Here is a 15,970-nt window from a genome sequence, read left to right on the forward strand (position 1 = left end):
CTGGCTGCATTCCCACGCAGGGCGTGGGAACGATCAGTCGTCAACTCATCAGGAGTTTCCATGACCAGCAAAATTCCCGAACCGGATCTCAACTACCTGCAAAAAGTCCTGCTGGAAATGCTCGCCATTCCCAGCCCGACCGGGTTTACCGACACCATCGTGCGTTACGTCGCCGAGCGGCTCGAAGAGCTTGGCATTCCGTTCGAGATGACCCGCCGCGGCACCATCCGCGCCACCCTCAAGGGCAAGAAAAACAGCCCCGACCGCGCGGTGTCCGCGCACCTGGACACTATCGGTGCGGCGGTTCGTGCGGTGAAGGACAACGGTCGCCTGACGCTGGCCCCGGTCGGCTGCTGGTCCAGCCGGTTTGCCGAGGGCAGCCGGGTCAGCCTGTTTACCGACAACGGCGTGATCCGTGGCAGCGTGTTGCCGTTGATGGCCTCCGGGCACGCGTTCAACACCGCCGTGGATGAAATGCCGATCAGTTGGGACCACATCGAGTTGCGTCTCGACGCCTACTGCGCGACCCGCGCCGATTGCGATTCCCTGGGCATCAGCGTTGGCGATTTCGTCGCCTTCGACCCGTTGCCGGAATTCACCGAAAGCGGCCACATCAGCGCCCGACATCTCGACGACAAGGCCGGAGTTGCCGCACTGCTGGCGGCAATGAAAGCCATCATCGACAGCGGCGAAGAGCTGATGATCGACTGTCATCCGCTGTTCACCATTACCGAAGAAACCGGCAGTGGCGCGGCGGCGGCATTACCGTGGGATGTCAGCGAATTCGTCGGCATCGACATTGCACCGGTCGCGCCGGGGCAGCACTCCAGTGAACACGCGGTGAGCGTGGCGATGCAGGATTCCGGCGGGCCGTACGACTATCACCTGTCGCGGCATCTGCTGCGGCTGGCCAGTGACAATGAATTGCCGGTGCGCCGCGACCTGTTCCGCTATTACTTCAGCGATGCCCATTCGGCGGTCACTGCCGGGCATGACATTCGCACTGCGCTGCTGGCCTTTGGTTGTGATGCGACTCACGGCTATGAACGGACGCACATCGACAGCCTGGCGGCGCTCAGTCGCTTGCTCGGCGCATACATTCTGAGCCCGCCGGTGTTCGCCAGCGATGCGCAACCGGCCAAGGGTTCGCTGGACCGGTTCAGTCATCAGATCGAACATGACACGCAGATGGAAAGTGATACGCGGGTGCCGTCGGTGGACAGTTTGGTCGGGCAGCGCAACGATAGCTAAAGCGAACACGGACTCGTAGGAGCTGCCGCAGGCCGCGATCTTTTGACTTTCAGCGATGTCACTGACGCCGAAGATCAAAAGATCGCAGCCTTCGGCAGCTCCTACTGGTGGTGTGTTCATAACCGCCGTAGCATCGCGACATTGTTTTAGCCGAGGTGCTTATGCTGATCCCCTACGACCAACTTGAAGTCGACACCCTGACCCGCCTGATCGAGGATTTCGTGACCCGCGACGGCACGGACAACGGCGATGACACACCGCTGGAAACTCGCGTGCTGCGGGTTCGCCAGGCGCTGACCAAGGGCCAGGCGCTGATCGTTTTCGACCCGGACAGCGAGCAATGCCAGTTGATGCTCAAGCACGACGTGCCCAAGCACCTATTCGACTGAATCGCTCAACTACCTTTGCTTTTAGCCAGTTTGGTCTGGATGCATTCGTAGACTTCAGCCCGATGCACATTGACGTTTTGCGGCGCTTCAACGCCGAAGCGCACGCTGCCGCCGTTGACCGCCAGAATGCGCACGGAAATGTTGTCACCGATGGAAATCAACTCGCCTACAACGCGACTGAGTACAAGCATGGCATTCGTCCTTCAGGGTTACCGGACCCTGAAGATGCCCGGCGCACGACGGGGCTTCAATGCGCCGCAGGCAAATCAGTCCTGCCCTACAGCGCAGGGCATCGCGACCTACAGACAACTCGTACAAACGCTTTGAATGAAGGACCTGTCCTTCAGGACGCGGATAAGCGCGGGCCGAAAAGGATGACAGTCGCGCCGATTACGCACAGCGCCACGCCAACCCAGTCCGAGCCCAGCGGACGAATCCGCTCGACCACCGCCAGCCAACCAATCGACGCAATGATGTAGATGCCACCGTAGGCGGCATAGGCGCGGCCGGCGTAAGTGGCTTCGACCCGGGTCAGCAGCAACGCGAACAAGGTCAGGCTCAGCAGCGCGGGGATAACCCACCAGGCACTCTTGCCCTGACGCAGCCACATCCAGAACGCGAAGCAACCGGCGATTTCGAACAGTGCGGCGAGAAAAAACCACAGGTAATTGAGCATGCCGATGTCTCGTGAGGATGGCCGAATGCGGCCACCCTAACGGCGCGGTTGCCAGCGGGCAAGATCAGCCTGCGGTTTGTTTGGCCTTGGCGCGCATTTTATCGGCCATGACGGTCATTTCGTTGTAGAGCAGTTGCGGGTTTTTCTGTTTGAGCGCCCAAGCCATGCGGCCCTGTTCGTGGGGCAGGATCATGAACTCGCCGGCGGCCACTTGCGTGTAGATGTAGTCGGCAATGTCGGTGGCGCTGATCGGTGAGCTTTCCAGCAACTTACCGACCTGAGCTTTCATGGCCGGTGTCGGGCCACGGAAGGAATCCAGCAAGTTGGTCTGGAAGAACGACGGGCAGACCACATGGACGCCGACTTCTTGCTGAGCCAACTCGATCAGCAGGCTTTCGGACAGCGCCACTACACCGGCCTTGGCCACGTTGTAGTTGCTCATGGCCGGACCTTGCATCAGCGCGGCCATCGACGCGATGTTGATGATCTTGCCTTTGCTTTTTTCCAGCAGCGGCAGGAAGGCCTTGCAGCCTTTGACCACGCCCATCAGGTTGATCGCGATCTGCCAATCCCAGTCTTCCAGGGACAGTTCGCTGAAAAAGCCACCCGAGGCGACTCCGGCATTGTTGACGATGACATCGATGCCACCGAGTCTCTCTTCGCAGGCTTGGGCGAACGCGGTTAGCTGGCTGTAATCACGCACATCGCAACGCTGGATAAAACCATCGCCGCCGGCTTCGCGAACCAGCTTCAACGTTTCCTGCAAGCCGGGCTCACTGACATCCGACAAGGCCAGTTGCCAGCCTTCGCGGGCCCAGCGCAGCGCGATTTCGCGACCCAGGCCTGAGCCTGCGCCAGTGATCATCATGCGATTTTGCATAGCAAACAGCCTTGTTGTTCTGGGGAAGATGCGCCGAGTGTAGCGAAGGATATTGCCTGACCCACGCTCCATCAGATTGCTGAATGGTCGGGGCAAACCCGCGCGCGGCTTGAGACCGAGTCACGGCCTTCGCGGGCCAGCCTTGCTCCTACAGGTTTTGCATCGATCACCGTCGACATATACCTGCAGTAGCGAGGCTTGCCCGCGAAGAACGTTAACGCGGTCCAACTTGCGAACTAGTCTGAGGGGCAAAAAGAAATAACGCTTCAATCTAAAAAACATTAAAAAACTTTGAATTTTTTTTCATGCGCGTGAGTCGGATTTTGTAAGCAGTTCGGATTTATCGCATTCCGGCTGATAGTTAACTACTCGGTCAATCCAGAACACTTCCAACAAGGAAATCGTCATGGGCACAATTCTTATCGTTATTCTGATCCTCTTGCTGATCGGTGGTTTGCCAGTCTTCCCGCACTCCAGAAGTTGGGGTTATGGCCCATCAGGTATCCTCGGCGTGGTGTTGGTAGTGCTGTTGATTCTGCTCTTGCTCGGCAAGATATAAAGAATTAACCGGCAAAAAAAAGAGGCCCTTGAAAAAGGGCCTCTTTTTTATTGCGTCAGACGTTAGTCCGGCTTGCCGTTAACCACACCGGCGGTGTTATCCAGCAGGCTCTTGGTCGCGGTTTGCAGGAACGACTCAAGTTTCTGTTTGAGCGCCGCTTCATCAGCCGACTCCGGAATCACCACACCTTTGGGGTTAGCGCCCAGTTCGTATTGATACAGCTTGGGCGGCATCTCTTTAGGCAGCACCAGCACGCGGTCCGCCGTCAGCAATGCCACGGTCTGATCGCTACCCGACGGCTTGATCACGCCAAAACCTTTGTCGCCTTCCGGCAGGTTCAGCAAGTCGCGGCCCCAGCATTGGTGAACCACATCGCCACCGACGCGGCCCATGATGGTCGGCACGATGTCGATCTGAGTGCCCACGGTGTGGTCACGCTGACCGAATTTTTCCTGGATGCCCGGTGCGATCATCAGCATCGGCACGTTGAAGCGGCCCAGGTCCATTTCAGTGATCTGTTGCTCGTCGCCGAAACCATGGTCGCCGACAACCACGAACAGGGTTTCGTTGAAGTAAGGCTCTTTGCGCGCCTTCTCGAAGAACTGACCCAGTGCCCAGTCGGAATAGCGCATGGCGGTCAAGTGTTCGTTGAGGCTGCCGCGATTGGTCACAGGCTCCACCGGCAATGGCGTCGGCAAGGCATACGGCGTGTGGTTGGACAGGGTCTGCAGCAAGGCATAGAACGGTTTTTTGTCCTTGCCGTCGCGCGCCTTCAGTTCTTCCAGGCCACGGTCGAACATGTCCTGGTCGGACACGCCCCAGGTCGGGTCGGAGAACACCGGATTGACGAAGTCATTGCGCCCGATGAAGTTGGTCATGCCCTGGTTGCTGAAGAAACCCGACTGGTTGTCCCAGGCGAAGTCGCCGTTGTAGACGTACACATCGTCATAGTCACGGGTACTGAGCAATTGCGGCAGGCCGGACAGTTTGTGGCTGCCTTCCGGGGTCTGCATCAGGTATTCGAAACCTGGCAGGTTCGGGAAGCAGGCCATGGTGGCGAACATGCCCTGGTGGGTATGGGTGCCGTTGGAGAAGAAGCGATCGAACAACAGGCCTTCTTTCGACAACTTGTCGAAGGCTGGCGTGATGTTGCCCGGACGACCCAGGGCGCCCACCGAGTGACCGGCGAAGCTTTCCATCAAGATGACGACGACGTTCTTGATCGGCAGGGTCTTGTTGGCGTCAGGCGTGTAGTTACGGCGTACCGCCGCGATGTCTTCATCGACCAGTTTGTCGCTCGGGGTCAGCAACATGTCACGCACGGTTTGCTGAGCCAGAGGCTGTGGCAACGTGGCTTTCCAGATGTTGTCGCGATCTTCGGACAGCCGCGCCTTACCCGCCGCAATCAGCGACAGCGTGCCGTTAAGGCCCAACTGGTTGGCGAAGTTGGAGTCGGTGGTGTAGACGTCACCCCAACGCAGGGGCGGGCCTTGACGCAGGGTGCCACGGGCGGCGACCACGCAGACCAACAGGCACACCACGAAGACCGCGATGCGCGCATACCACGGGGCGATCTGGCGCGTGCCGATGCTGCCACCGCTGAACGGACCGCGAGGACGGGTGGCGCGGTCGGCGCCCTTGAACGCCAGGGTCAGGATCAAGGTGCCCACCGCCCAGGCCAGCAAGTAACGAACCACAGGGAAACCGTACCAGAGCATGCTCATCACGGTTTTCGGGTCTTCTTTCACATACTGGAAGACCAGGCCGTTGAGGCGCTGGTGGAATTCACGATAGAAGTCCATCTCCATCAGGCCGAGGAACAGCGCGATGCTCGAAGCAATGGTCAGCCAGAAACGGAAGAACCCGCGGGCGGCCATGGCCCGCGCGCTGAACAGTGCCAGCAGCAGCGGAATACTGAGATAGACCACCAGGCGCAGGTCGAAACGCAAGCCGTTGGCGAACGCTTCGAGGAAAGTCGAAGCCGGTGTGTCGAGGATCATCGCGCGGTTGTAGACCAGCAGCGCGACGCGCAGCAGGCTGAACATGACCATCATGACCAAGGCACACAGCAGCGTGTAGGCCAGATGCGATTTGACGGTCGGTTGCAGCAGGCGACTAGAAGCTCGCTGCTGATTCAGGGCGTCCGGGTTTGCCATGTCGTTTTAGGACCCATTGGAAGTTGAAGTTGCAAAAAATACAGCTGCGCCCTGCCCTCTGTTGGCCACTACTTGGCCCCGGGGCTTGCGCGGTGCGCAAATGTTGCACGATCACTCGCGGCATTGCCATTGATTACTGTCCGCAATGTTGGCGCGGACGGATTGTCTTGGACACTTTGTGAAAATTTCGTGCAACGAATATCCGGAAACACAATAAAGCCCAGGCAAAACACGCACTTTGTAGCAGCTGCCGAAGCCTGCGTTCGCTCGTAGCAGCTGCCGAGGTACGAGGCTGCGTTCGCTCGTAGCAGCTGCCGAGGTACGACGCTTCGTTCGCTCGTAGCAGCTGCCGAGGTACGAGGCTGCGCTCGCTCGTAGCAGCTGCCGAGGTACGACGCTTCGTTTGCTCGTAGCAGCTGCCGAGGTACGAGGCTGCGTTCGGCTGCGAAGCAGTCGTAAGAACAGCCGCCGCGGTGCTTCTGGCAGACCGTGCGCTCAGGTTTACGACTGCTGCGCAGCCGAACGCAGCCTCGTACCTCGGCAGCTGCTACAGACCGGGCTACGGCTTAACTGACCGGTATTTTCCCTGTACCACAAAGAAAAACGCCCCGAACAAGTCGGGGCGTTATCGAAAGACCAGCGCGGTTACTTCTCGGCGCGTTCTTTCAGGGCCTTCAAGGTATTGAACGGTGCGTCGACCACGAACTTGTTGGCCACCATCGACGGCACACTGCCACCCGGCTCGGTGTGCACCTGATAGGTCACTTCGACCTGATCCCCCTTGGATACGAACTTCCAGAAGCCGTCGACTTTGGCGACCCGGACGAAACCTTTTTCCTCAGGAATGTACTTCGGCACGCCTTCGAGTTTGCGGGTCAGGCTGCCATCGGCGCCTTCAACGGTGGTGACGTGCAACACCGAATCACGCGGGGTGACGGGCCAAGGGGTATTGAACTGGGTGTAGGTCCAACTCTGGTCGCCTTCGTGCTTGAGCAGCTTCTGGGCTTTGCACTCGTGAATCCAGGCGCAGGCGCCCGATACGTCTTCTTGCAGCGCGCGCAGTTTGGCGATGGTCGTCTTCATGAGGGTGACGCCCTGATAGGCCTTGTAATCGGAACCGGCCACTTCACTCAGGGACACCTTGATGCCGTCTTCGTTTTTGGCGACTTTCCAGTCTTCAGCCTGAACGGCCGTGGTGGCCAGGAAAACCGTCAAACCACACAGCACAGCAATACGATGCAACGAACCCATAGTCTTATTCCTTATTGTTGAAGTTCCGTTCGTTTGAACACATCACGCCGCCGTCATTCGCTCCCACCAGCCAATCAGCCGGATGGCTTCTTCACTGCTGTTTCCGCAGACCTCGGCATCCGCCTCAAACGCTGAACAAACGGCCGGACGTTCGGCTTGGCCGAAAATATTGCACAGGTTTTCGACGGACAGTTGCACGCAACGTTCCCCGGCGGGTTTGCCTTGCGGCATACCGGGAATCGGTGAACTGATGGAAGGGGCAATACAACAGGCGCCACAGCCTTCACGGCATTTCATGACGACAAACACCTCGCGACGGGCAATGTGTAAAAGGGACGTGGCACAGAGTAACCGCTAAAACGACTGTTTAAAATTACCTGGCCCGGAGTTTTTACGCTCAAGTGAACGTGACTGACCAGTCTCCGACGAAGTGTCTGGCCCGCGGCTCACCGATGGGAATGATTTACCGCTTGAACTCGAATTCCAACGCCGCGCCTTCGACTTCACGACGCTCTTCGTTGCGCAGTTGCAGCTGCATTTCGTTGCTCAGCAGACGACCGTTGAGTTGGAAGTCACTGGTTTTGTCTCCGAACATTTGTGGCAATACCCCATCGTGTTTAGGCAACGGCACAGTGCCAACGGGCTTGAGTTCTTCGACCATGTGCTGGGGCAGGCTCAAGTCGAGAGTGGCCGGTGGCAGTTGAGTGGTTTTGACCACTTCACTGGCCGATTTGGACTTGGCGGCAATGGGAGGACGTTTTTTTACCGGGGCAGCCTTCTTTTTCGCCGGAGCGGCTTTACTGGTTGCCACCGGTTTTTTCGGTGTTGACTTGGCGCTGCTGGCTGCCGGTTTATCCTGGACGGCAGCCGCCATGACACCGACCGGGAACGTAGTCACCAACAGGCAAATCGACAGCCAGGCAGCAGAAAAAATCGTTTTCATGGACCCAACGGCACTAACGGCAGAGGGCGATATGCTCGCCTGTTGCAAGCGACATGACAAGCACGGGCAGCAGATGACCTGCCCGTGCGATCAAAAACCGCTGGCCGTCTCCTGACAGAGCTGGGTCGCCAACATGCCAAGCGTCATCAATGCCCGCTCGGCCTCACGGTTCCAGGGGGTGCCACAGTTCAGTCGAATGCAATGATTGAACTGCTCGGTGTTGCTGAAGATCAGCCCCGGCGCGATGCTGATGCCCTGCTGCAAGGCTCGCACATGCAATTCCTGAGTGTTGACCCGCCCCGGCAAACTGACCCACAAAATAAAGCCACCGGTTGGCCGGCTCATCTGCGTGCCTTCCGGGAAGTACTGCTGCACCGCCAATTGGAAGGCACTGAGGTTTTTACGGTACTCCTGACGGATGTAGCGCAAATGCCGGTCGTAGCCGCCGTTTTCCAAGTATGCCGCGATGCCCATCTGCGTGACGCTGCACGCTGAATGCGTGCTGAACGTTTGCAGACGCTGAATCTCCTGCTGGTATTTGCCGGCGATCATCCAGCCGATCCGCACGCCCGGCGACAGGGTCTTGGAGAAACTCGAGCAATAGATCACCCGATCCAGCCGGTCGTAAGCCTTGAGCGATTTAGTGCGGCCTTGCTCGAACATCAGTTCGCCGTAGATATCGTCTTCGACGATCTGGATGTCGAAATCCGAGGCCAGGCGCAGCAATTGTTTCTGGCGCTCTTCGGGCATGGTGCCGCCCAATGGATTGCTCAGGCGCGTGGTCAGTACCAGCGCCTTGATCGACCACTGGTTGGCGGCCAGTTGCAGCGCTTCGAGGCTCATGCCGGTGGCGGGATCGCTGGGGATCTCAATAACTTTGAGGCCAAGCAGGTCGGCCAGTTGCAACAGACCGTAATAAGTCGGCGACTCGGCGGCGATCAGGTCGCCCGGCCGGGTCAGTACGCGAAGCGACATCTGCAAGGCATCGACGCAACCGTGGGTGATCACCACTTCGGACGGATCAACCACCACACCGGCATCGCGCATGCGGATCGCCACCTGACGGCGCAACGGCTCGAAACCCGGGCTGAACATGTAGCTGAACGCCCGTGGACTGTGGAAACGAGTGACTTTGGCCAACTGCTGATGCAGCGCCCGCACCGGCAAATAATCGACACTCGGCACCGCAGCACCGAGCGGGAAAACACCCTCGCGGCGCGATTCGACCAGGACCTGCTGAATGATGCTGCTGCGAGTGACCAGGCCGGGCCGTTCAACCCGGGCAATGTCCGGCGTCGGTGCCGTCAGGGCCGGGGTCTGGTGCACGTAATAACCGGACTGCGGACGGGCGCGAATCAGGCCTTGATCCTCAAGGTTGGCGTACGCCTGCAACACCGTCGCATGGCTGACATTGAGCTGCGAGCTCATCTTGCGCACCGAAGGCACGCGCTCCCCCGGTTGATAGACACCACGGCGGATGTCCTCGGCCAGTTGCTGAGCAATACGTTGGTAGAGCAAGAGATTGGTCATGACGCAGCACTCGATTTCACGGGCATTTTATTCTTGTGTGAAACAATACCGGAACAGTTTAGAAGTGTACGGGGACAGTTGCCACAATAGTCGACCGTACAGTGCAGTGTCAGCAAAATCTGTACTGCTTTGCGAAGCAATTCGCAGACACAAAAAAACCCGGCGCTGACTGACAGGCCGGGTTTTCCAGTGACGCAGCTCTAGCGAGCGGCGCCGAGCTGGCCTTTTTCGTCGGAGAACACAATTTCCACCCGACGGTTCTGTGCGCGACCGCGCTCAGAGGCGTTCACGTCCACCGGGTATTCATCGCCGTAGCCTTCGACCTGGATACGTTTGTCGTCGATGCCCAGGTCCATCAGCACATCGGCCACCGATTGCGCCCGGTCGCGGGACAGCTTGAGGTTGTCCTGTTTGCCGCCGGTGCTGTCGGTGTAGCCCTCGATCCGCACCACGCGTTTCGGGTTGAGTTGCAGAAACTGGACGATCTTGAGCACCACGCGATTCGCCGAGTTTTTCAACTCTGCTTCACCGGTATCGAACAGTACGTCGCCCAAAGTCATCACCAGACCGCGATCGGTCTGGGTGGTGGCCAGCGCAACGATTTGTTCTTCGAGCCACTTGCCCTGTTGCTGCACGCTGAGCAGCTTGGACTCACGCAGGGCCAGTTGCAGGCGCTGGCGCTCCAGTTCGAGCTTGGCCGCCTGCTCCTCGTTGAGCACTTGATTGGTGTGCTCGCGGGCAATTTCGCTGTAGCGCTGGCTCAGATAGGCGTAATGCACCACATCCGAACCGCTGCCCCAGTAGCTGGACAGACGATCGGCGCGTGCCAGGGACTCACCGGCACGGATCACATCCTTGGGGGCGATACGCAGCACATTGGAATCTTCCTTGACCTTCTGGAAGTCAGCACCGGCTTCTTGCAACGCCGACTCACTGTGCTGGCCGGCACAGCCGTACAGGCTGACGCAGCCTGCGAGGAGCAAACCGCCGAGTGCTTTGGTCTTGAGGCTCATTGGGCATCTCCCAGTTGCTTGCGCAGGCGAGTGATGCGGGTATTGAGTACGTTCAACTGCTCCTGGCTCTTGAGGGTCAGAACCCGGGCTTCGGCCAGGCGCGCGTCCAGCTCGGCTTGTTCGGCGCGCATGCGGGCGTGCTTGTAGGACTGGTCGGTCATGTCGCCCTGGGCACGGGAAAACTTGTCTTCGGCCAGTTTCAGCTCTGGCACTTCGTCAGCGGTGGCGCCAACGGCTTTGGCTTGTACGAGGGCCTGCTCGGTCAGGCGTATTTGTTCATTCGGCGCCGGATCGGCTGCACAACCCGCCAGAGCCAGAACGGCCAGGGCAGCGAAAAGAGGTCGAATACTCACTAAAAATCCCTACTGTTTTGGGGTACTGGCGGGGTGTTGCTGCAGTTGCTGCTGGGCTTTCCAACGCTCGATGTTGTGTTGCAGCACGGCTTCCGTCAGTCCGGACGCGGGCAATTCTGTCATCTTTTTGGCCAGCTGTCCGCGCAACCACGGATCGTTGCAGGCGGAGTTATGGGAAACCGCGAGGAACAGGCCGGGTTTGTCGACCGGTTGCGCAAAGGCTTGCAGGTCATTGCCCATGCCCAATGCCTGCGCGGCCGCCATGCCCGAGTAGCGTCCGGCGAGTACATATTCCACCTCATTCAGCAGCAATTTCTGAAAGGCCTGGGTGAGGTTTGGTGTACGACTCAGGGTCAATTGCTGCTCGGCGAAAGTGCCGAATTCCCGTGTCATTCGAGACTTTTCCGACACGGCACCCGTGTGCCCGTGCAGGTCTTTTGCCTCGCTGTAGGTGAGCGTCGAGTCCTTGCGGGTCCAGACCACGTAATCATTTTCCAGCAGCGGCGGATGGATGTAATCCAGGGTTTCCAGCTCGCTGAGCGTCAACGGCGCATCCGCCAGCATGTCCATGCGCCCGCTGCGCACTTCATCCAGGGCCTGGGAACGTTTACCGGCGTAGAGCATTTCGACCTTGATGCCCAACTCCCCCGCCACTTGCTGCAATAAATCGGCACTGGCGCCGATCAGGTGCTTGGGGTTTTGCGGGTCTTGCCACAGGTAAGGCGGTGCATCCGGGCTGCCGGTGACCACCAGGCGTTCGCATTTACCGGCGGCTGCGCACAGCCCCGGCAATAGTGACAATCCCAGCAAGCCCCACACAAGACGCAGATCCATAGCAATACACTCTTCTCAATCCCGGTTATGCCAACTGTAGGAACTGTGTAGGAGCTGTCGAGTGAAACGAGGCTTCGATCTTTCCATGTTCACTTGAGTCTCAAGCGAAAGATCAAAAGATCGCAGCCTCGTTTCACTCGACAGCTCCTACATACAGCGCCTACAGAAGAACAAAAAAAAAGCCCGACCAAAAGGTCGGGCTCTTTATAAGTCAGGCCGCTGGATTAGACCAGCTTCTCGAACTCAGGGATTGCTTCGAACAGGTCTGCCACCAGGCCGTAGTCGGCCACCTGGAAGATCGGCGCTTCTTCGTCCTTGTTGATCGCAACGATCACTTTGGAGTCTTTCATGCCGGCCAGGTGCTGGATCGCGCCGGAGATACCGACTGCGATGTACAGCTGTGGAGCAACGATCTTGCCGGTCTGACCGACCTGCATGTCGTTGGGTACAAAACCTGCGTCGACTGCAGCGCGGGAAGCGCCGACAGCAGCGCCCAGCTTGTCGGCCAGGGCGTACAGGTGTTTGAAGTTGTCACCGTTCTGCATGCCGCGGCCGCCGGAAACGACGATCTTGGCAGCGGTCAGTTCCGGACGATCGGACTTGGCCAGTTCTTCACCAACGAAGCTCGAAGTGCCAGCGTCGTGAGCCGCCGCAACCGCTTCAACAGCCGCCGAACCACCTTCAGCGGCAACCGGGTCGAAACCGGTGGCACGCACGGTGATCACTTTGACTGCAGCGTTCGACTGAACGGTAGCAATGGCGTTACCGGCGTAGATCGGACGCTTGAAGGTGTCAGCGCTTTCAACCGAGATGATCTCGGAGATCTGGTCAACGTCCAACTGCGCGGCAACGCGCGGCAGGATGTTTTTGCCGTTGGAAGTGGCGGCAGCCAGGATGTGGCTGTAGCCCTTGCCCAACTCGGCAACCAGAGGAGCGACGTTTTCCGGCAGTTGGTGAGCGTAGGCGGCGTTGTCGGCCACCAGCACTTTAGCCACGCCAGCGATTTTCGCGGCGGCTTCAGCCACGGCGCCAACGTTCTGGCCAGTGACCAGGACGTGGATGTCGCCACCGATTTTCGCAGCGGCAGCCACGGTGTTCAGGGTGGCCGGGGCCACTACCTTGTTGTCGTGTTCTGCGATTACCAAGATAGTCATGATTAGATTACCTTCGCTTCGTTTTTCAGTTTCTCGACCAGTTCAGCCACCGACTTGACCTTGATACCCGCGCTGCGTGCCGCAGGCGCTTCGACTTTCACAGTCTTGTTGGTGGAGGCGGTGGAAACGCCCAAAGCGTCCGGAGTCAGCACTTCGAGAGGCTTCTTCTTGGCTTTCATGATGTTTGGCAGGGACGCGTAGCGCGGCTCGTTCAAACGCAGGTCGGTGGTGACGATGGCCGGCTGTTTCAGGGAAACTGTCTGCGCGCCGCCGTCGACTTCGCGAGTCACGGCAACGGTGTCGCCGGACACTTCGACTTTCGAAGCGAAGGTGCCCTGACCGTAGCCGCTCAATGCAGCGAGCATCTGGCCAGTCTGGTTGTTGTCGCTGTCGATGGCTTGCTTGCCAAGGATCACCAGCTGAGGCTGTTCCTTGTCGACAACAGCCTTCAACAGTTTGGCAACGGCCAGGGAAGTCAGATCTTCAGCGGATTCGACGAGGATGGCACGGTCGGCACCCAGAGCCAGCGCGGTGCGCAGTTGCTCTTGAGCGGTGGACGGGCCGATCGAGACGACGACGATTTCAGTCGCAACACCTTTCTCTTTCAGGCGTACGGCTTCTTCCACTGCGATTTCGCAGAACGGGTTCATCGACATCTTCACGTTAGCGAGGTCGACGCCGGAATTGTCCGCCTTGACGCGAACCTTGACGTTGTAATCCACAACGCGTTTGACAGCTACAAGAACCTTCATGGATTCCTCGTTACTCTCCGGTGAAAAGAAAGTCGCCTAGGCGAACCTGGCGGTTGATGCTCGTGGGTGCAAGGGCACCTCTAAAAACGCTGGCATCTGAACGGGGTGACACTGCTCGCGTTGCTGATGACCGTTCGTCAGTGGTGACCGATGAGTCATTCATTACCGCGGCGTGTAAACTGCGCGCCGAATCTTCGCTGCGCATCACCTTGTACTGCCATCGCCCTGTCTTTAGAGGTGCTCTTGAAACCAACAGTCAGCCTACGGCGAGCGCAAAACCGCCCGTATCTTGACCGGAACACCTATTCCGGTCAATACGGCAAAATGGCCAGTCATAAGCCGCGTGACTTGGATTTCTCTGGCTTTGAGCCAATTCAAACAAACGTTTGTATTGGACGCTAGGAGTGGTGTAGATATAATGCGCCACCTAGAGAGAAAGGTGGTTCATCGATTGTCCTCTTCCGGCATTGCGCCGGGATTCATGGATGCGACACCAAACCTCCAATTAGAAAAAAAAACTGTTGAGCCTTGAGTAGGAGATAACCTGTGGAACGCGAATACATGGAATTCGACGTGGTCATCGTCGGTGCCGGCCCCGCTGGTCTTTCCGCCGCCTGCCGCTTGAAGCAGAAGGCCGCCGAAGCCGGTAAGGAAATCAGCGTCTGCGTGGTCGAAAAAGGCTCCGAAGTCGGTGCTCACATCCTGTCTGGCGCCGTGTTTGAACCACGCGCCCTGAACGAACTGTTCCCGGACTGGAAAGAACTCGGCGCCCCGCTGAACACGCCGGTCACGCGCGATGACATCTTCGTTCTCAAGAACGCAGAAAGCGCGCAGAAAATCCCCGACCTCTTTGTGCCCAAGACCATGCACAACGAAGGCAACTACATCATCTCCCTGGGCAACCTGTGCCGCTGGCTCGCCCAGCAGGCCGAGAACCTGGGCGTGGAAATCTACCCGGGCTTCGCCGCTCAGGAAGCGCTGTTCGACGAAAACGGCGTAGTGCGCGGGATCATCACCGGTGATCTGGGCGTTGATCGCGAAGGCAACCCGAAAGAAGGCCTGTACACCCCGGGCATGGAACTGCGTGGCAAGTACACGCTGTTCGCCGAAGGTTGCCGTGGCCACATCGGCAAGCAACTGATCAAGCGCTTCAACCTCGACAGCGATGCCGACGCCCAGCACTACGGCATCGGCCTGAAAGAAATCTGGGAAATCGACCCGGCCAAGCATCAGCCAGGCCTGGTGGTGCACACCGCTGGGTGGCCGCTGGACATCATGGGCACCGAAAACACCGGTGGCTCGTTCCTCTACCACCTGGAAAACAATCAGGTGGTTGTCGGCCTGATCGTCGATCTGTCCTACAGCAACACTTATCTGTCGCCGTTCGACGAGTTCCAGCGCCTCAAGCATCATCCGGTGCTCAAGCAGTACCTGGAAGGCGGCAAGCGCATCAGCTACGGCGCTCGCGCGATCGCCAAGGGCGGCCTGAACTCGCTGCCGAAAATGGTCTTCAAGGGCGGCGCGCTGATCGGTTGCGACCTCGGCACCCTGAACTTCGCCAAGATCAAAGGCAGCCACACCGCGATGAAGTCCGGCATGCTCGCCGCTGAATCGGTGGCCGAGGCGCTGTTCGCCGAGAAGGATGGCACTGAAGAGTTGACCACTTACGTCGACGCCTTCAAGAAGAGCTGGCTCTACGACGAACTGTTCGCCAGCCGCAACTTCGGCCCGGCGATCCACAAGTTCGGCGCCATCGTCGGTGGTGGTTTCAACTGGCTCGACCAGAACATCTTCGGCGGCAAACTGCCGTTCACCCTGCACGACACCAAACCGGATTACGCTTGCCTCAAGCTCGCGGCCGACTGCAGGAAGATCGACTACCCGAAACCCGACGGCAAGATCAGCTTCGACAAACTCAGCTCGGTGTTCATCTCCGGTACCAACCACGAAGAAGAACAGCCGTGCCACCTGAAGCTGACCGACCCGAGCATCCCGATCAGCAAAAACCTGCCGCTGTACGATGAGCCCGCCCAGCGTTACTGCCCGGCCGGCGTGTACGAAGTGGTGACCAAGGAAGACGGCGAGAAGCGCTTCCAGATCAACGCCCAGAACTGCGTTCACTGCAAGACCTGCGACATCAAGGACCCTGCACAGAACATCACCTGGGTGGCACCGGAAGGCTCCGGTGGCCCGACTTACCCGAACATGTAAGCCGAACGCCTGAACATC

17 protein-coding genes are annotated in these 15,970 nt (G+C 58.7%); 4 read left to right on the plus strand and 13 right to left on the minus strand.

The annotated features are described in order from the left end of the window. Positions 1 to 60: 60 nt before the first annotated feature. Positions 61 to 1,251, plus strand: a complete 1,191-nt coding sequence (locus tag ACA071_RS22770; protein ID WP_497641228.1) for an osmoprotectant NAGGN system M42 family peptidase — start codon at positions 61 to 63, stop codon at positions 1,249 to 1,251. Positions 1,252 to 1,412: 161 nt separating this feature from the next. Then, positions 1,413 to 1,640: a YheU family protein gene (locus tag ACA071_RS22775; protein ID WP_010461751.1), complete on the plus strand. Its 228-nt coding sequence runs from the start codon at positions 1,413 to 1,415 to the stop codon at positions 1,638 to 1,640. Positions 1,641 to 1,645: 5 nt separating this feature from the next. On the opposite strand, the gene csrA is transcribed toward ACA071_RS22775, so the two are convergent. From csrA to ACA071_RS22790, 3 genes are all read right to left on the minus strand, one after another. Continuing rightward, positions 1,646 to 1,831: a carbon storage regulator CsrA gene (csrA, locus tag ACA071_RS22780; RefSeq protein ID WP_497641229.1), complete on the minus strand. Its 186-nt coding sequence runs from the start codon at positions 1,829 to 1,831 to the stop codon at positions 1,646 to 1,648. A 152-nt stretch (positions 1,832 to 1,983) separates the two neighbouring features. Further along, entirely contained in the window at positions 1,984 to 2,316 is a 333-nt protein-coding gene (locus tag ACA071_RS22785) for a YnfA family protein (protein WP_497641230.1), read from the minus strand. A 64-nt stretch (positions 2,317 to 2,380) separates the two neighbouring features. Continuing rightward, positions 2,381 to 3,196, minus strand: a complete 816-nt coding sequence (locus ACA071_RS22790; protein WP_497641231.1) for an SDR family oxidoreductase — start codon at positions 3,194 to 3,196, stop codon at positions 2,381 to 2,383. Positions 3,197 to 3,596: 400 nt separating this feature from the next. Here ACA071_RS22790 and ACA071_RS22795 point away from each other — a divergent pair, with 400 nt between their 5' ends. Next, positions 3,597 to 3,755 carry a DUF3309 family protein gene (locus ACA071_RS22795; RefSeq protein ID WP_177331420.1) on the plus strand — a complete coding sequence of 53 codons (159 nt, stop codon included), beginning with the start codon at positions 3,597 to 3,599 and terminating at the stop codon, positions 3,753 to 3,755. A gap of 62 nt (positions 3,756 to 3,817) precedes the next feature. Here the strand turns inward: ACA071_RS22795 and ACA071_RS22800 are convergent, their stop codons facing one another. The 10 genes from ACA071_RS22800 to ACA071_RS22845 all read right to left on the minus strand — a co-directional run bounded on the left by ACA071_RS22800 (position 3,818) and on the right by ACA071_RS22845 (position 13,741). Next, complete coding sequence (locus tag ACA071_RS22800; RefSeq protein ID WP_497641232.1) at positions 3,818 to 5,911, minus strand: LTA synthase family protein; 2,094 nt, start codon at positions 5,909 to 5,911, stop codon at positions 3,818 to 3,820. A 645-nt stretch (positions 5,912 to 6,556) separates the two neighbouring features. Beyond that, the gene (locus ACA071_RS22805; protein WP_497641233.1) at positions 6,557 to 7,162 is read right to left on the minus strand and encodes an START domain-containing protein; all 606 of its coding nucleotides are present in this window, start codon (positions 7,160 to 7,162) and stop codon (positions 6,557 to 6,559) included. A gap of 42 nt (positions 7,163 to 7,204) precedes the next feature. Beyond that, the gene (locus ACA071_RS22810; protein ID WP_497641234.1) at positions 7,205 to 7,459 is read right to left on the minus strand and encodes a YkgJ family cysteine cluster protein; all 255 of its coding nucleotides are present in this window, start codon (positions 7,457 to 7,459) and stop codon (positions 7,205 to 7,207) included. 166 nt (positions 7,460 to 7,625) lie between these two features. After that, the gene (locus tag ACA071_RS22815; RefSeq protein WP_497641235.1) at positions 7,626 to 8,105 is read right to left on the minus strand and encodes a translation initiation factor 2; all 480 of its coding nucleotides are present in this window, start codon (positions 8,103 to 8,105) and stop codon (positions 7,626 to 7,628) included. Positions 8,106 to 8,195: 90 nt separating this feature from the next. Then, positions 8,196 to 9,635 carry an aminotransferase-like domain-containing protein gene (locus ACA071_RS22820; protein ID WP_123425576.1) on the minus strand — a complete coding sequence of 480 codons (1,440 nt, stop codon included), beginning with the start codon at positions 9,633 to 9,635 and terminating at the stop codon, positions 8,196 to 8,198. Positions 9,636 to 9,835: 200 nt separating this feature from the next. Beyond that, positions 9,836 to 10,648 carry an OmpA family protein gene (locus tag ACA071_RS22825; RefSeq protein ID WP_497641236.1) on the minus strand — a complete coding sequence of 271 codons (813 nt, stop codon included), beginning with the start codon at positions 10,646 to 10,648 and terminating at the stop codon, positions 9,836 to 9,838. Further along, the gene (locus ACA071_RS22830; protein WP_149660027.1) at positions 10,645 to 11,001 is read right to left on the minus strand and encodes a DUF4398 domain-containing protein; all 357 of its coding nucleotides are present in this window, start codon (positions 10,999 to 11,001) and stop codon (positions 10,645 to 10,647) included. The genes ACA071_RS22825 and ACA071_RS22830 overlap by 4 nt, the downstream gene beginning before the upstream one ends. 9 nt (positions 11,002 to 11,010) lie before the next feature. After that, positions 11,011 to 11,835 (minus strand): substrate-binding periplasmic protein, encoded by an 825-nt coding sequence (locus ACA071_RS22835; RefSeq protein WP_497641237.1) that lies wholly within the window; start codon positions 11,833 to 11,835, stop codon positions 11,011 to 11,013. A 224-nt stretch (positions 11,836 to 12,059) separates the two neighbouring features. Next, the gene (locus ACA071_RS22840; RefSeq protein ID WP_497641238.1) at positions 12,060 to 12,989 is read right to left on the minus strand and encodes an electron transfer flavoprotein subunit alpha/FixB family protein; all 930 of its coding nucleotides are present in this window, start codon (positions 12,987 to 12,989) and stop codon (positions 12,060 to 12,062) included. A 2-nt stretch (positions 12,990 to 12,991) separates the two neighbouring features. Next, the gene (locus tag ACA071_RS22845) at positions 12,992 to 13,741 is read right to left on the minus strand and encodes an electron transfer flavoprotein subunit beta/FixA family protein (RefSeq protein WP_497641239.1); all 750 of its coding nucleotides are present in this window, start codon (positions 13,739 to 13,741) and stop codon (positions 12,992 to 12,994) included. A gap of 546 nt (positions 13,742 to 14,287) precedes the next feature. Here ACA071_RS22845 and ACA071_RS22850 point away from each other — a divergent pair. Further along, positions 14,288 to 15,952: an electron transfer flavoprotein-ubiquinone oxidoreductase gene (locus ACA071_RS22850; RefSeq protein WP_497641240.1), complete on the plus strand. Its 1,665-nt coding sequence runs from the start codon at positions 14,288 to 14,290 to the stop codon at positions 15,950 to 15,952. Positions 15,953 to 15,970: the final 18 nt, after the last annotated feature.

This window comes from Pseudomonas sp. LBUM1646, from assembly GCF_059716165.1.

What these genes read in the sequence shown, in the direction of transcription:
- ACA071_RS22790 (WP_497641231.1), bottom strand. Translation starts at nt 3,196, where the DNA reads ATGCAAAATCGCATGATGATCACTGGCGCAGGCTCAGGCCTGGGTCGC.
- ACA071_RS22805 (WP_497641233.1), bottom strand. Translation starts at nt 7,162, where the DNA reads ATGGGTTCGTTGCATCGTATTGCTGTGCTGTGTGGTTTGACGGTTTTC.
- ACA071_RS22845 (WP_497641239.1), bottom strand. Translation starts at nt 13,741, where the DNA reads ATGAAGGTTCTTGTAGCTGTCAAACGCGTTGTGGATTACAACGTCAAG.
- ACA071_RS22775 (WP_010461751.1), top strand. Translation starts at nt 1,413, where the DNA reads ATGCTGATCCCCTACGACCAACTTGAAGTCGACACCCTGACCCGCCTG.
- ACA071_RS22800 (WP_497641232.1), bottom strand. Translation starts at nt 5,911, where the DNA reads ATGGCAAACCCGGACGCCCTGAATCAGCAGCGAGCTTCTAGTCGCCTG.
- ACA071_RS22770 (WP_497641228.1), top strand. Translation starts at nt 61, where the DNA reads ATGACCAGCAAAATTCCCGAACCGGATCTCAACTACCTGCAAAAAGTC.
- ACA071_RS22815 (WP_497641235.1), bottom strand. Translation starts at nt 8,105, where the DNA reads ATGAAAACGATTTTTTCTGCTGCCTGGCTGTCGATTTGCCTGTTGGTG.
- ACA071_RS22835 (WP_497641237.1), bottom strand. Translation starts at nt 11,835, where the DNA reads ATGGATCTGCGTCTTGTGTGGGGCTTGCTGGGATTGTCACTATTGCCG.
- ACA071_RS22820 (WP_123425576.1), bottom strand. Translation starts at nt 9,635, where the DNA reads ATGACCAATCTCTTGCTCTACCAACGTATTGCTCAGCAACTGGCCGAG.
- ACA071_RS22810 (WP_497641234.1), bottom strand. Translation starts at nt 7,459, where the DNA reads ATGAAATGCCGTGAAGGCTGTGGCGCCTGTTGTATTGCCCCTTCCATC.
- ACA071_RS22825 (WP_497641236.1), bottom strand. Translation starts at nt 10,648, where the DNA reads ATGAGCCTCAAGACCAAAGCACTCGGCGGTTTGCTCCTCGCAGGCTGC.
- ACA071_RS22840 (WP_497641238.1), bottom strand. Translation starts at nt 12,989, where the DNA reads ATGACTATCTTGGTAATCGCAGAACACGACAACAAGGTAGTGGCCCCG.
- ACA071_RS22785 (WP_497641230.1), bottom strand. Translation starts at nt 2,316, where the DNA reads ATGCTCAATTACCTGTGGTTTTTTCTCGCCGCACTGTTCGAAATCGCC.
- csrA (WP_497641229.1), bottom strand. Translation starts at nt 1,831, where the DNA reads ATGCTTGTACTCAGTCGCGTTGTAGGCGAGTTGATTTCCATCGGTGAC.